Source organism: Protofrankia sp. Cj5, assembly GCF_917627405.1.
Taxonomy (GTDB): domain Bacteria; phylum Actinomycetota; class Actinomycetes; order Frankiales; family Frankiaceae; genus Protofrankia.
Genome location: NZ_CAKJTO010000014.1, coordinates 23,455 through 38,324 on the forward strand (window position 1 = coordinate 23,455; position 14,870 = coordinate 38,324).

Genomic DNA, 14,870 nt, shown 5'->3' on the forward strand with positions numbered 1-14,870 from the left:
TTTCGGTGCCGTCGGAACAAACCGATCGCGAGTGTTCCGGGCCGCTCCGGATACCTCTGGGAGGCACAGCAGATGGCAGATCTGACCCGTGACGGCGAGGTCTTCGTCCTCGATCTCGGTGACGGCGAGAACCGCTTCAACCCGGGTTCGATCGGTGAGCTGAACCAGCTGCTCGACGAGGTGGTGGCGGCGCCGGGACCAAAAGCCCTGGTCACATCGGCCCGTGGTCGGATCTGGTCGAACGGGCTCGACCTGGCGTGGATGGTTGGGAACTTAGGTGAGGTTGACCAGTTCCTGGTCCAGGTGCACGAGCTGTTCGCCCGGGTGCTGTCTTTGCCGTTGCCGACCGTCGCGGCCTTGCAGGGCCATACGTTCGCCGCGGGGGCGATGCTCGCGCTGGCTCACGACCAGCAGGTGATGCGGGCCGACCGCGGGTACTTCTGCCTGCCCGAGGTGGACATCGACTTCTCGTTCACCATCGGGATGACCGAACTGCTCAAGGCACGGCTGCCGGTACGCGCCGCGCATGAGGCGATGACCACCGGCCGTCGGTACGGCGGCCACGATGCGCTCGCCATCGGCATCATCGACGCTGTCGCCGACGAGGGCAAGGTGCTGCCGGCCGCGGTCGACGCGGCCAGGGCGCTGGCCGGTAAGCCCGCCGGGACGCTGGGGGCTATCAAGTCCCGCATGTACGCGGATGTCCTCGCCGCGCTGCGCATCCCAGAACGGATAGTCATGCCTGGGTCGGCCCCGCCCACCCAGCGCTGAAGGCCGTCGGCCCAAGCCCGCCCCGCGGCCGGGGCAGCGCTGGCGGATTTTTTCCAGCTGCGCCCACAATGAGCGGAAAAAGAACCCAGGACAGCCAGCCGGGGCCCATCTCCGCCAGTTGTATTCCGTTGTCATAATGATTCCTCGGCCGCGTGGCTGGGCGTATATGATCGTCTGCCCGTCGCCACCCAGATGGTCAGCGTCGCGAGGAACTCATTGCGGGCGGCGGCCGTATCAACCGCGGCGAACCACTCGCCACGGATTCCGTCGGGAATCATTCCGGTCGCCGCCGATATCCGGGCATCGAACATCGGCAGTACGGAGGTCGTCGCACCCGGGTCCGCGAAGCAGCAGGTGACCGGCGTGGCTTCGATTTCCGTCGCGCCCGCGCGTACCAGGCGCCGCCGCAGGGTCCGGCCCATACTGGGGTGGCACAGCACCTGGTTGTACAGGTGCCCTTTCATGGCAGCCACCAGCTCCTCGGGAAGTCCGTCGACCGCCATCGACTCCCAGTCGGTGTCTATCAGGCATATCCGGCCACCGGGCCGGGTTACCCGGACAAGCTCGGCGATCGCCCGGTCCGGGTCCGTGACGTGCTGCAATACCCGTTCGCAGCGCACGCCGTCGAAGCTGCTGTCGGGGAAATCGAGTGCGGCAACGTCGCCTTCGACGTAATGCACGGCGCTGCCGTCGTGTCGCTGGACCGCTACCGCCAGCGCGGCGGTGGAGAAATCCAGGGCGATGACCTCACCTACCGGCGCGACTTTGGCGGCGATCGTACGGGCAACCTCACCGCCGCCGCATCCAGCGTCAAGCAGCCGCTGGGCGGGCATTGGCCGCAGCGCCCGCTGCGCCGCCCTGCGTACCCGTTGTATCTCCGGATGGGCTGCCATTCCGTCCAAGGCCGCGAGCATCGAATCGATGAAACCCGGTTGCATCTGATCAATATTGGAAAACGGGCTGCGAATGGTCGGATCCTGCGACATCGGTCTATTGTGACCGGCGGGTCAACATTTTGGTGAACAACGCGCCTCCAGTCCGCTAGCTGACACGGACCAGCGCTCCGGTGAACCGCATCAAAACTTTGCGGGGTGCTGGCGGAGATGGCCTGGGCCGGTTGAAGGCGGAGACTGCCACGCCCACACGGAGGTCGCTGACACCGGCGTGCCGCGGTACTCCGACCGGCTCGGGCGCCTCGGTCAACGCCGTTGCCGGGGCGACGGCCCTGGGCCGCTGTCCGGCCGGGCGTGGAGCCGACGAGCCGGACAGCGGCGGAGGCCGAGCGAAGGGCGGGATCCGCCGCGCCGCCGTGGCGATCGGCCGGTAGGTCCGGCCCGCCGTGGCGTGCGTTGGGACGATGCCGCCTGCTGGGCCGGCGAACGCGCACCGTGCCGCGGGAAGATGACGATGTGGTGCGACGCCGCACAGTACCCGTGTCAGATCGGGAACGGTCACCCAGCGGGCGGGCACGTCGCTCGGCGCCGGTCGTACGGGTCAGCTGGGACAGCCCGTCCAGCCATTGAGTGGCTCGGCCATGGTGGTCGGTCCGGGCGGTACGCGGCAGCTGCGAGTATGCCACCGCGCTCACCGCGGGATCCGTGAAGTTGTACTCGGGCCAGGCGGTCAGGGTGGACACCGGCTGCCGGACGATCAGGTTGGCCTTCTCCAGCCGGCGCAGGGCTGTGCGCGCGTGGTCGCGATCGGTCCGGAGCAGGAAGGCAAGCGCACCGGCCGTCACCTGCTGACCGAGGACGGAGGCCGCGAACACCGCGGCCCGATCAGCTGGGTCGAGCCGGTCGAGCCGGGCCGATACGGCGGCGCGCACCGGCTCGGGCGTCGCTAGGCCGGCGTCCGAGCGAGCTGGCGTGCCCTGTCCGGCAAGCTCCTCGACATATGCCTCGGCGTACATCGGGTTTCCGCAGGCGAGCGGGAGCAGCTGGCGGACGAGCGTCGGCGGCTGTCCGGCCCGGTGCAGCAGCTGACGCAGGAGCAGGCTCGTCTCGGCGGCGTCGAGCGAACCCACGTGGACGGTGTGGTCGGCCCTGAACCAGGAGAAATCCTGGATATCGGGCCGATATGTGATGATAATCACCGAGGGCTGTGGCCGCGACGCGGTGGTGACCAGCTCCCGTACGGCACCGGTGGTGGCGGCGTCGGCACAGTGCAGGTCCTCGATCACCAGGACGGCAGGTTGCTGGGAGGCCACGGTGCTCGAGGCGCCGTCGACGGCCACCGGGCCGCCCGTCATCTCGGCGAGTGCCTCGGCGAGGCTCCCGTCGAGTGAGCATCGGGTGATCCGCCACCGCACCGGCTCTCCCGCGCCGGCGCCCACGAGGTGGGCCAGTTCGCGGACCAGGCGCGACTTACCGCTGCCAGCTGGCCCGACTACTGATAGTACCTGTGGTGTTCCGTCGCGGTAAGCGCGTTCGATCCATCCGGCCATGGCACCGAGTTCCGCCCGCCGGCCGACCAGGGGAACCTCCTTGCCATGATCTGCGGCTGTCGGGCCGGTCGTGACCTCGAGCGGCCGCCATAGCTCCAGCGGCTCCGGCTTACCGGCGACGGTGGCCGGGGGCAGCTGCCGGTATCGGATGAAAGATTTTGTGGCGTTGTGTGTGCTATTGGTGACAATAACGGTATCCGCGGCGGTGTGAGTCTGCACCCGTGCCGCCGTGTTCACGACGTTGCCGCTGACGAACCCCTGACCGCCGTCCACCGCGGCAGCGAGATCAACCAATGCCTCACCGGTGGCGATCCCGACCCTTGTCCGCACCAGCCGTCCGCTCGGCATGAACCTGTCATGCAGAGCCTTCCGCAGCTGCATTCCGGCCCGTACCGCCCGGAAGGCGTCGTACCCGTCGGAACGTGGGACGCCGAAAACGGCCATGACCGCGTCCCCGACATACTTCTCCACCACGCCGTTCCATCGGTGAACCACCTCGGTCACGGCTGCGAAATACTCGGTCTGCAACGCTCGCACGTCTTCCGGGTCCAGGCTGCTGGCAAGCGACGTGAAGCCGACCATGTCCACGAAGAGCACGGTAACCACCCGCCGCTCCTCCCGCGTGGCCCTAATGGGCGGGGGTTCCTGCGGGGTGCCGCTGCGGGCTTGATATCGGCGAGCGGGACCGGCTGCGTTGTGACATGGCAGCCTGTACGCGTTCATCGTGCAAAGATGGCAGTTCACCATGTAAGGATGGCAACTGTTCGACCAGTCACCGGTCTTTCGCCCCGCAGGAATTTCCATGATCTCCTCCTGTCGTAGCCACTACCACACCCCCCGTGCGGGGAGCCACATCTTCCGGTGGCTTATGCCCGGGTACCGGCGGGTCGCGCAGGCACCCGTCGCGGGCGTCTGCTGCCTGGCCGAGCGGACAGGTGAAACGGTTCCAGTAAAGGACCATCCGAGGATCGGTAGAACGACGTATGTCTGAAACTTGCACTCTTCATGTCGGAGATCTGATTGACACATCCGGCCGACCTCACCGCGGCCTATGAGGCCGGCCGGGGGCGAGTGCCCGTTCATTGGCCGCAGCGAGGACCTCGCGGTCCTGCGGGCTGCGCTGCTCAAGGTGGAGCACGGGGAGACCGCCGCCGTCTTCGTCGTGGGGGACAGCGGTGTGGGCAAGACACGCCTGCTGGCCGCGGCTGGTGAGGAAATGTCGCGGGCCGGCGCGGTGGTACTGTCCGGCTCCTGCCTGGACATCGGTGACGCCTCGCCGCTGCACCCGCTGCGGCAGGCCCTGCTGCGCGTCTCGCCGGAATGGGAGCGGGCCAGGCCGCTGGCTGCCACCGTGTTGCGGGAGCTCATGGAGATCCTGGATGGGGAGGCGACCAGCTCCGATGGCGCTGGGGCGCTGCTGGAGCGGCTATCCCGCGGGTTGGGCACGGTGGCCGACGGCCGGATACTTGTTTTGATCATTGATGATCTGCAGTGGGCCGATCGGACCACCCGGCAGTTGCTGCTCTATCTGTTGGCTGGTCTGGGCGGTGTGCAGCTGCTCCTGCTCGGCGCGGTACGGGCGGAGAGCCTGCATGGCTGCGATCCGCTGCGGCTGATGCTGATGGAGCTGCGGCGGTTGCGGTCCGTGCGCCTGGTGGAGCTGTCACCGCTGGGCCAGTCGGAGACGGAGCGGCTGGCCACCGCGATCGTGGGAGGCCCGCTCGATCCAGCCGCGATGGATCTGGTGTGGACGCGCAGCGGCGGGAACCCCTTCTTCGTGGAGGAGCTGGCCCGCGACGCCCGCGATGGGCGCGTGGGCCTGTCCGACACGCTGCGGGAGATCGTCCTCGCCCGGGTGGCCCTGCTGCCGTTACCGGCGCGAACCGTGGTGAGCGCGCTGGCCGCCGCGGTGAAACCGGTGGAGCACGAGCTGCTGGCTCAGGTCGTGGACCTTGAGGAGGTGCCGCTGATCCAGGCCATCCGGACCGCGGTGGACAAGCGGATCCTGGTGGCGGCTGAGGAGGGGTACTGGTTCCACCACCGACTGATCAAGGAAGTGCTGGAGCCCGGCCTGTTGCCGGGCGAGCGGGTCCGGCTGCACCGGCGGTACGCCGAAGCGCTGTCGACCCGGTCCAGCGGGCGGTTGCAGAACGCAAGCCTGGCCTATCACTGGCGGCTGGCCGGCGAGCGGGCCCGCTCGCTCCAGGCCGCCATGGCAGCCGCTGAGGACGCCGAACGGCTGCACGGGCTGGCCGAGGCTTTCCACCATTGGACGGACGCCCTGGAGCTGGCCAGGGAGCTGGGTGGTGGCGAATCGGTCGATGTCGACATGACCGTGCTGTGGCAGAGCACCGCCGAAGCCGGCCATCGGTGTGGGGAGCATGAGCGGGCGCTGGCCTTGCTGGAAGAGCCGGGAGCGTACGGCGCGGCCCCGCCGCCGTGGGGGGTGTACATCCGCCGGGCCCGCTACCTGGCGGCTCTCGGCCGCCTGACCGAAGCCGAGGTCGAGTACGAGCGAGCGCTGAAGGACGATCGGTGCACCGCGCCGGACAAGGCGACCGCCGCGGCGCACTCCGCGGAGCTGTTGCTGTTGCTGGGCCGCCACGCTGACGCCGGGAAGCGGGCCTGTGAGGCTCTCGAGCTGGCCCGCGGCGTCGAGGACTCCGCCTCGTCCGTGGTTCTCGCCGGTGCCGTGCTCGGCGCCAGCCAGGCCTACCTGGACGATCCCACCGCGGGCGTGGTCACCGTACGGGACGCGCTGCGCACGGCTGAGCGGCTCGGTGGTCTGGTGGACATCGCCCGTACGTACGTTCAACTGGCCGAGTTGCTGACCGGACCGCTCAACGAGCTGGAGGAGGGCGTGGCGGTGGCCCGCCACGGCGCGGACCGCGCCGAGCGGGACGGACTCGGCCGCACCTACGGCACCCGGTTGCTGGCCGTGGCCGCCAACGGCCTGTTCCGGCTGGGCTGGTGGGCGCAGGCGGAAGAGGTGATAGCCGCGGCCTTCCACCATCGGCCGTCCGGCGCGGACGCGGTGGAGCTGCTACTCGCCCGCTGCCGGGTACGCATCGGCTACGGTGACCTGGACGCCGCTGAACGCGACCTGGAAGCCATCGACACGCTGCTGGCTGCCGGTGGTGGCGCCCGGCACATCTTGCCGCTGCTTACTCTGCGTGCTGGACTCGCCATGTGGCGCGGCCGGCCAGCCGAGGCCCGCGACGCGATACAACAGGGGCTTGACCTGGCCGAAAGCCGGTCCGACGATGTCTGGCTCCAGGCTCCGCTGGTCTGGCACGGGCTGCGCGCCGAGGCGGAAGCCCGCAGCGGCGGCGCCGAGCCTGACGGGCAGGCTGTCCGCCGCCTGTGCCAGGTCGCTGCATGCATCGCTCGTGACAGCGCCACCGCGGCCGGACCGGTACGCGAGGCGGTCACCGGCTACCAGGAGCTGTGCTCGGCTGAGATCAGCCGGCTTGAAGGACGCTCCGAACCGTCGGCGTGGGCGCGGGCCGCGGAGGCCTGGGAACGCCGTAAGCATCCGTACCCGGCCGCGTATGCTCGGCTGCGTCAGGCTGAGGCGCTTTTCGCTCAACGTACTCGGAATGCTGAAGCGACCCATGCTCTGCAAGATGCTTACCGCACCGCCACGGATCTCGGCGCCCATCCCTTTCTTGAAGAAATCAGGGGCTTGGCGGAGCGCGCGCGGGTCCCATTGCCGGAGCGATCGGCCTCCGGTCCACCGGTCGCCGGGGAGCACGACGCGCCGCGTCAACCTGGCGTGGCGTCCCCCGCCACGGCCACCGGGACCCCTTCCGCTGGCCGGCGCGCATACGTCGACGAACTGGCGGTTCTCACCAACCGGGAACTACAGGTGCTCGCGCGGGTCGCGGCCGGCGACCGTAACCGCGAGATCGCGCAGCTCCTGTACATCAGCCCGCGTACCGTCGGGGTCCATATCACACATATCCTTGAGAAGCTAGGGGTTCGTACCCGAGTGCAGGCTACGGCGATCTACCAGCGCAACCAACGGCGAGAGTGAGCTGTCGCGCCGCACTGAAAGAGGCGCGCGCCGACGATAAACAATCTATTTTCCCAAAATACGTCGTTACACTGATGCCCTGACGGCTGGGCGTTGGAATCCTGCTACCTGAGCACCTGGACGCCGGAGCGGTGGCTCCTGAAGCTCCTGCCAGGTGACCCGCGCCCAAAGGCGCCATAAAACCGGTGGACCGGACCGAAGCTGACAAGCATGATGTCGATGGGTCCGCGCCGAGGACGAAGTGGAGCGCCGTATGAAGCAGCTGGTCTGGGGAACCGTACAGCAGGAGATCACCAACATCGTCGCCGGCAACCCCAGCGATGTTTCCGATGTTGTCGCCCAGTTGGGCGAGCTGAAGGTGATGCTGCAGAAGGCAACTCCGGAGAATGCGCAGAACCCGATTGCCGACTTCAACCACCTGTACTGGACCATCACCAGCATGATCCTTAAACACCTGCGGCAGGGGGACTTCCAGGATCCGGGGTTCCTGACACTGCTCGATGTCGAGTTCGCCAAGCGCTACTTCAATGCGCTCCGCCTCTGGGGGGAGTCGGATCCCGATACTCCGGAGGCCTGGAAGGTGCTTTTCAGGCGGCTGAACGACCGCGGCGTGCACGCCCTGCCCGCCGCGGTCGCGGGAGTGAACGCGCATGTCAACTTCGATCTGCCGTTCGCCCTGCTCTCGACTTGGAAGGCGCTGGGGTCCGGCCCGTCGAAAGAGGCGCAGCATCAGGACTACCTTCTCATCAACCAGGTGTTCTTCGAGGCGATACCCGAGTTGCGGCGCAGCTACCTGAAGACCTGGCAGCTCTTCATCGACCGGCTGAACGGGAGACTCGACGACTGGTACGAGGATCGCCTCGTGGAGTTCACCCGAAATCTTGCGTGGACGGAAGCGGAACGGTTGTGGTCGATACGCGACGATGTGGAGGCACTGCGCCGGCTGGGCAGTTCGCTCGACCGGCACACGGCGCTTATCGGCTGTGCCCTGCTCTCTCCCATCGGTGCGCTACTGCAGTAGGCCCTGGGTCCCCGTCGAGCCGATGCCGGTGCGTGCCGGTCCCGGACTGAGCCGGCATTGTTGGTCAGTTGTCCACGCAGGACTTTTCCCCGACGGTTTTGCACACCGCGCGTACGCTGTCGTAGTTGGCGTCGGTGACAGGTCCGAAACCGTACGCATATCCGTCGGTGATGGCACACTGGCCCTCGCAGAACCCCTTTGACCGCAGGTAGTCGGCGTTGGCTTTCTGTTGCAATGCTGTGATTATTTTTCCGCGTAGTGCCACTGGCAGACTGTTATTGATCACCAGTGGGCCGCCGGGAATTTCCTCGGATTTCCATAGGATTTTGATCTCGCCGGGCTTGAGTTGCCCCTCCTCGAGCAGTCGATGATTAACTACTGAATCGTAGGCGAATCCGGCGTCGCACTGCCCGTTGGATACCGCTTCTACCGAGGAGTCGTGACTACGGGTAAAGATCGCCGTGAGATCATTTTCCGGCGAGATACCGTTTTTTAGTAGCGCGGCTTTTGGGTACAGATATCCAGAGGCGGAGTTTTTGTCGACGAAACAGACCTTTTTGTCACGGAAGCCGGCGAGAGAGGTGATTGGTGAATCCGCACGTGTGATGCCATAGGAATAGTATCCCGGGATGTCTCCCTTCTCGACCACCCGGGCCGCCACGGCAGTGGCCTGGGTACCCAGCCGCTTGACGCGCACATAGGAGAACGGTCCCATCTCGGCTATGTCGACCTGCCCGGTGCGGACACCTTCGATGACCGTCGCGTAGTCCGGCGCGGCCTGAAACCGGATCTTCCTGCCGGTCTCTTCCTCAAGCAATCTGAGAATCGGCCGGAAGGATTCCTCCAGGGGTCCGGAGGGGCGGCTGGGAACCGCTGTGAAAATCAGTGTCCTGGTGGAGTCCTCACTATTATTGACGGACGAGTGGCAACCGGCTGTTGAAAGGGTAAAGAAAACTGCCACCAGTCCAGTGAAGATGCGTTTCATCTGCATTTTCCTCCGGCTCTCGATCAGGTTCCCTGGTCCGCGCAGGAGTGGTTCTGAACAGCTTTCTCCCGGCTGGGACCAGGTGTGCGAGCAAAGATGAGAAAATGAAGCCACGTTAACTGGCCTGTCCGGTAGGGCAGGTTTCCCGGTACGGCAGCACCGGAATGTAGCGGGCCCACTCGTCCCTGTCGAGACTTCCTCCCGCGATGGCGCACGCATGGTGTACCGCGTATTTCCGGAGGTCGTCGAGACTCGTGAGATCCCACAAGATGGCCGTACCGTCGCTGCTGCCAGTGGCCAGTGTGTGCCCGTCGGGCGCGAAGGCCACCGAGGTCACTGATTTGAGATGATCGGTGAGGGGCTGGCCGAGTCGTCGCGGCCGGCTCCGGTCGGCGACATCCCAAAGGATGACAGTGTGGTCGCTGCTGCCGGTGGCCAGTGTGTGTCCGTCGGGCGCGAAGGCCACCGAGGTCACTGATTTGAGATGATCGGTGAGGGGCTGGCCGAGTCGTCGCGGCCGGCTCCGGTCGGCGACATCCCAGAGAATCACCATACCGTCGCTGCTGGCAGTGGCCAGCGTATGCTCGCCGGGCGCGAAAGCCGCGGCGGTCACCGCTGTTCGGTGACCGGTGAGGGGCTGGCCGAGTTGCCGTGGATGGTCTCTGTCCGTGACGTCTTCCAAAGTCACGTTGCCGTCTGGATCGCCGCCGATGGCACGGGTTCTCCCGGACGGCGACAGGGCGAGAGACAGCGTCCGGTCACGGTAGCCAGCCGGGGGTGCTTCGAGTTGTTGGGGCCGCGTCCGGTCCGTGATGTCCCAGCCGATATCGGAGCCGTCCGAGCCGCGGCCGACGAGGGTGTTCCCATCGAAAAACACCTCGGTCACCGGAGTGTGATGGCCCAAAGGCGGGCCGAGCCTCTCCGGCCGGTTGGTGAGATCCCAGAGAAAGGCGCTGCCGTCACCGCTGGTGGTAGCCAGTGTGTGCCCGTCGGGCGCGAAGGCCACCGAGGCCACAGGCCCTCGGTGACCGGCTATCGCCTGTTCGAGCCGCGCCTGAGTGGGATCGGTGATGTCCCAGAGGGAGACGATACCATCGCTGCCGGTAGCCAGTATGCGTCCGTTGGACGTGAACGCCGCGGAATACGCCGGCTCTTGGTGGCCGGCCAGCAGCGGCCCGTCCCGGCGGGGATGGCTTCGGTCGCGGACGTCCCAGCGGACCGCGCTGCCGTCACCGCTGGTGGTAGCCAGCGTCTGCCCGTCGGGCGCGAATGCTACCGAGGTCACCGGCCCGGAATGAGCGGTCCGCTCCTGTTCGGGGTTGAGCCAGCGGGGGTGGGCACGGTCGATGACGTCCCAGAGGTGCGGCGTGCCGTCGCCGTCGCCGATGGCCAGGGTTTGCCCGGCCGGTGCGAAGGCCACTGATACCGCGCTGCCGCCGCTTCCGGCCAACGGCTCCCCGAGGGCATGGGCATTGGCATGGTCGGTGACATCCCACAGAACCGTGGTGCCGTCGCCGCCGCCGGTGGCCAGCGTCCGTCCGTCCGGGGCGAAAGCCACGGAAACCACACTGCGTTGTTTGCTGAAAGGCCTGCCGAATGCATGGGGCTGCCCGGGGAAGGGCTGTCCGTATGCGTCGGCGCCGTGCTGGCCGGGGAGTTCCCACAGAAGTATGCTGCCGTCGCTGCCGCCGGTGGCCAGTGTCTGTCCGTCCGAGGCAAAAGCAACAGATGACACAGTGCCGCTGTCGTTGCGAAGAGCTCCTCGGTAGCGCATGGCGGTGAGTGTGCTGAGCAGACCAGAATGGGTTTCGTCGCTCGGGTGGATGCGATAGGCCGCAACGGCAAGTTGCAGAGCGACGCGGGGGTCGACGGCTCGAATGGCGTCGGCTTGCGCGATGAGCTGCCGGGCGGTTGCGATTTGCTGTTGGGATCTGGCGTCTCGTTGGTTGATGACGGCCACGCCGGCTCCGACCAGCGTCAGAATCAACAAGGCGGTGCTGGTGATGGCGAACAGCATGGTCCGGCGCGCTCGGCGGCGTTCAGCCTCGGCACGGGCGTTGTCGGCGTCGATGCTGGCAGCGAGAAAGGTCCGGGCGGCCGGGGCGAGGCTGTCGTGCCGGCCGGAGGTCTCGACCCGCTCGCGGGCCAGGGCCAGCCGGGTGCCGCGGTAGAGCAGGTCGGGGTCATTGCCGCTGTCCCGCCAGGTCGTGGCGTCATCGCTGAGGCCTTGTTCGGCGACGAGGGCGGACCGGTCGGTGTCGATCCAGGAACGTAGGGTTGGCCAGGCATGCAGCAGCGCTTCGTGCGTGATCTGCACGGTATCCTGACCGATGGTGAGCAGGCGGGCCTTTTCGGCCGCGAAGGCGTCGAGCACCGCTTCGACGGCGCTCCCGTCCGGGTACTCGGCGATCAGCTCAGCGCGGGAACGACGGCGTCGGGTGTCCTCACCTCCGTCGGCACTGACGTGCACGAGGCGGAGCAGCAGCCAGTGGGCCGCGGCCTGGCCGGCCTTGTCGAGCGCGGCATAGACCCGTTCGGCGGTGGTGGCGACGGCGTTGTCAATGCCGCCCGTCGCGGCGTAGCCCGCGGCGGTAAGCAACCGGTCGTCACGGTGCTGCCAGGTGGTCAGCAACGCATAGGACAGCAGCGGCAGGACGCTGACGCCGTGGACGCGGCCGGGTCCGACGCCGTCCATGGCTACGCCGACACCGAGGTCTCGCAGGAGAACCTCCACGAGGCCGGCTTCGAGATCGAGCCCGACTTCCTGCGCGGGGCGGCGGATGACGTCGATGAGGTCGGCGCGGGTCATCGGCCCGACGGGGACCTGGCCGTCGCTCAGCCCGCCGACGAGTTCGGGGTGCTCCGTGGCGCGGCCGTAGAAGTCCGCGCGCATCCCGATGACGACAAGGGCAGGAGGCGGGATGTTGTTCCGGGGGGTGCCGGCGGCGGTGAGTGCCCGGACGAAGGCCTGCTGGTCGGTGGCGGGGATGTCGTTGGTGAACAGCTCCTCGAACTGGTCGACGACCAACAGCATCCGCGGCGTCGGCGCGGCGGCGCCGGCCGTCGCCCCCGGCTCGGCGGTGTAGCCGGTATCGGCGGGCATCGCGGCATCAACAGCGCTCTCCGTGAGATCAGCCGCCCGTTGTGGATCATCTGCCAGGAGAGCACGAACAGCCTCCGGCTGGCTGCCAGTGGCGCGGGCCAGCAGCGAGGCCAGCTCGGCGAGCGGGTCCGAACCCGGGGTGATGATATGGCACGGCCATTCCCATGATCCGGGTACATCCAGCTTGCCGGCACGTACCGCCGGGATGAGCCCGGCGCGTAGCAGCGACGATTTGCCCGAGCCGGAGGCCCCCACCACCATCACCGGTTGGGGATCGGTGAGCCGGTCGGTGAGCCGCGCCAGCAGCGTGGCGGTGAGCGTGTCACGGCCGAAGAAGAATCGTGCGTCGTTCGGGCCGTAGGCCTCCAGGCCCCGGTAGGGGCAGATGTCTTCGACGGGATCGGTGTCGGTGTGGCTGTCGGGCCGGACTGTTTCCTGATCGTCGCCGGGCTGGCCAGGGCGGCGTGCGGGCGGGGGCGGCCGGTAAGCCCGATTGTCGGTGAGCATGAGATCACCGGCTCTACCGCCGGCGTTGCGGCGCGGTTCCGGCCGGCCGGCGGCGGGCAGGGCACGGGCGAGATAACGGTAGGCGCGTTCGAGGGTGAGCCGCGGCGGGCCGGTCGGGTCACCCCTGGTCAGGAGGTCGATCAGCGCGCCGGTGAACGCGGTGTGCCGCTCGCCCGGCAGCGCCAGGGCCGCCTCCTCGGGTGCGGCGGCGGTGAGCAGGTAGCTGTCGCGGACGGCGGTCATCGCGAACACGTCATCGGTGCCGGTGAGCAGCGCAGCCGATGCCCGGCCGGCAAAACAGCAGTCCAGCACGACCACCACCGTCCGCGCCCGGCAGTTGGCGAGGGTGTCACGGAGGGTGCGGTAGGGAAGGGCCTGGTAATGCGGCGCCGGTGGCCGGGTCAGGTCGAGCGAGGCGGCGGTGGCCAGGTGCAGCTCGCCGTCCGGGCTGAGCAGCCCGTGGCCGACGTAGTAGACGAGCAGGACGTCGCTGGCCTCCCGGGCCGCGGCGCTGACCGCACGGTCGAACACGATCGGGTCGGCCGGGTCGACCAGCGTGCGCAGCCCCGGCTTGGGCAGGCCGCAGCGGTCTGTCAGGCACCGCGCGAGGTCGGTGACGGTACGGGTGACCGCGGGAACATCGGGCAGCCGTGACCCCGGCTCGTGCATGCTGGTACCGACGAGCAGCACCCGCACCCCCGGATTGGCCAGCCCGGTCACGGTGCGCGGTTCGCGCCGGGCTGGCCGCGGCGGGGACCCACGGGCAGGCTCGGGTCATCGCTCGCCACCGGGGGGAGCGGCCCGCTGAGTGCCTGGCCGCTGAGTGCCTGGCCGAGCTGGTCGATCTCGTCCCGGAGGCTGGCGGCGTTCAGCTCCCGTATCCGCCGTGCCGACAGCCGGATCGTGGTATGGCCGTCCCGCCGTTCCACGGTGATATCCACATCGCTGTGCCGGCTCCGAATCCAGGAGATCAGGCCTGCGAGCAGCACCGATACGGCACCGCCCGGACCCAGCGCGACGATCAGCGTATCGAGGGCCGACCCCAGCTGGCCTGGAGCCGGTGGCTGTTCGATGGACTCCACCCGGCCGCGTAACTCGTCTTCCGCGACCAGCCAGGCCTGCAACGACCGGAGATCGTCCGTGGCGCTTCCCAGCAGCCGTATTGCCACGTCCATATGTTTCCCCTCAATCGACCAGCGAGGCTTGCATAAGACCAGCATGAACGCACCCGGAGCGCTGCGTGGGCCACGACACCTCCAGCCGCCACGAAAAATAGTTACCACACCGAATTTTTCTCGTCATGGTACGGGGGCTGGGATGAGCGGAGCCCGCTGTTCCGCGTTCGTGTCGCCAACATCAGGTTTCGGTGATCCGGCAGGAAGTCGCGGGATTCAGCGGCTATCCGCCGATGGCCACGTTGCTTACCGTCGAGCCGACGGGTGCGCCGCCGCTGTAATTGTAGGTGATTCCGGCTGGTTGGAGGATCCGGTTGGTCCTGCCCCGCTGTTCCAGCACACGTTTGATGGCGCCGCCGCCGATGGTCATCACGGTGAGCGGGTTGTTGACCGGCTGAACGGTGAAGGGCTCGCCATAGGCGACCTCCCCGGGCTGTTCGCTACCGGCCGGCGTGTAGGTGAGATCAGCCCGCGCGCCACCGGGATTCATGAATGCGGCGGTGACGATGCTCGGTGCGTTCTTCAAGGTCATTCCGACGAACTCGATCTTCATGTCCGCGCAGTCTCGTACCATCCACGGTTTGAAGATCGGCTGGTTCCGCTGGGTATCGATGACGATTGGCCGCGAGGCATCCGAAGGCCGAGGTCGACTCGCGGCCGCGTGACCCCGGTCGACCTGGAACGGGGCAGCGGCCGACCAGCGTCGGAGGAGACAGGGAATCGGACCTCACGCACGAAGTGGGCCGTAGCGGCCGGATACGCCCGCCGGTATGCCATCGTGTTCCGTTCATCGGCTGTACGGCCGGTTTTCATCGGTCAGAGCGTGTTT

General features: G+C 67.6%; 9 protein-coding genes. 3 read left to right on the forward strand and 6 right to left on the reverse strand.

The features are described from left to right. Window positions 1–72: 72 nt before the first annotated feature. The gene (locus tag MJ777_RS05290; protein ID WP_239347100.1) at window positions 73–771 is read left to right on the forward strand and encodes an enoyl-CoA hydratase-related protein; all 699 of its coding nucleotides are present in this window, start codon (window positions 73–75) and stop codon (window positions 769–771) included. A 131-nt stretch (window positions 772–902) separates the two neighbouring features. Here the strand turns inward: MJ777_RS05290 and MJ777_RS05295 are convergent, their stop codons facing one another. Both MJ777_RS05295 and MJ777_RS05300 read right to left on the reverse strand, forming a co-directional pair. Next, entirely contained in the window at window positions 903–1,604 is a 702-nt protein-coding gene (locus MJ777_RS05295; protein WP_239310154.1) for a methyltransferase domain-containing protein, read from the reverse strand. Further along, window positions 1,523–3,820, reverse strand: a complete 2,298-nt coding sequence (locus MJ777_RS05300) for an adenylate/guanylate cyclase domain-containing protein (protein WP_239373650.1) — start codon at window positions 3,818–3,820, stop codon at window positions 1,523–1,525. Before MJ777_RS05300 ends, MJ777_RS05295 begins: the two co-directional genes overlap by 82 nt. 445 nt (window positions 3,821–4,265) lie before the next feature. On the opposite strand from MJ777_RS05300, the gene MJ777_RS05305 reads away from it, so the two are divergent. Together MJ777_RS05305 and MJ777_RS05310 are read left to right on the forward strand one after the other, a co-directional pair. Beyond that, window positions 4,266–7,250, forward strand: a complete 2,985-nt coding sequence (locus MJ777_RS05305) for a helix-turn-helix transcriptional regulator (RefSeq protein ID WP_239310156.1) — start codon at window positions 4,266–4,268, stop codon at window positions 7,248–7,250. Between the two features lie 253 nt (window positions 7,251–7,503). Then, window positions 7,504–8,271 (forward strand): DUF5995 family protein, encoded by a 768-nt coding sequence (locus tag MJ777_RS05310; RefSeq protein WP_239310157.1) that lies wholly within the window; start codon window positions 7,504–7,506, stop codon window positions 8,269–8,271. Window positions 8,272–8,335: 64 nt separating this feature from the next. Here MJ777_RS05310 and MJ777_RS05315 read toward each other — a convergent pair whose 3' ends face one another. The 4 genes from MJ777_RS05315 to MJ777_RS05330 all read right to left on the reverse strand — a co-directional run bounded on the left by MJ777_RS05315 (window position 8,336) and on the right by MJ777_RS05330 (window position 14,594). After that, entirely contained in the window at window positions 8,336–9,256 is a 921-nt protein-coding gene (locus tag MJ777_RS05315; protein WP_239373653.1) for a phosphate/phosphite/phosphonate ABC transporter substrate-binding protein, read from the reverse strand. Window positions 9,257–9,371: 115 nt separating this feature from the next. After that, complete coding sequence (locus MJ777_RS05320) at window positions 9,372–13,586, reverse strand: caspase family protein (RefSeq protein WP_239373656.1); 4,215 nt, start codon at window positions 13,584–13,586, stop codon at window positions 9,372–9,374. Further along, window positions 13,583–14,041: a hypothetical protein gene (locus MJ777_RS05325; RefSeq protein ID WP_239373659.1), complete on the reverse strand. Its 459-nt coding sequence runs from the start codon at window positions 14,039–14,041 to the stop codon at window positions 13,583–13,585. The genes MJ777_RS05320 and MJ777_RS05325 overlap by 4 nt, the downstream gene beginning before the upstream one ends. Before the next feature lie 223 nt (window positions 14,042–14,264). Further along, window positions 14,265–14,594, reverse strand: a complete 330-nt coding sequence (locus MJ777_RS05330) for a 5'-nucleotidase C-terminal domain-containing protein (RefSeq protein WP_239310888.1) — start codon at window positions 14,592–14,594, stop codon at window positions 14,265–14,267. Between the last annotated feature and the right edge of the window lie 276 nt (window positions 14,595–14,870).

Bases quoted from the DNA above. Each gene is read 5' to 3' on its own strand.
- MJ777_RS05290 (WP_239347100.1), top strand. From the start codon at position 73: ATGGCAGATCTGACCCGTGACGGCGAGGTCTTCGTCCTCGATCTCGGT.
- MJ777_RS05295 (WP_239310154.1), bottom strand. From the start codon at position 1,604: ATGCCCGCCCAGCGGCTGCTTGACGCTGGATGCGGCGGCGGTGAGGTT.
- MJ777_RS05305 (WP_239310156.1), top strand. From the start codon at position 4,266: ATGAGGCCGGCCGGGGGCGAGTGCCCGTTCATTGGCCGCAGCGAGGAC.
- MJ777_RS05310 (WP_239310157.1), top strand. From the start codon at position 7,504: ATGAAGCAGCTGGTCTGGGGAACCGTACAGCAGGAGATCACCAACATC.
- MJ777_RS05315 (WP_239373653.1), bottom strand. From the start codon at position 9,256: ATGAAACGCATCTTCACTGGACTGGTGGCAGTTTTCTTTACCCTTTCA.
- MJ777_RS05325 (WP_239373659.1), bottom strand. From the start codon at position 14,041: ATGGACGTGGCAATACGGCTGCTGGGAAGCGCCACGGACGATCTCCGG.
- MJ777_RS05330 (WP_239310888.1), bottom strand. From the start codon at position 14,594: ATGAAGATCGAGTTCGTCGGAATGACCTTGAAGAACGCACCGAGCATC.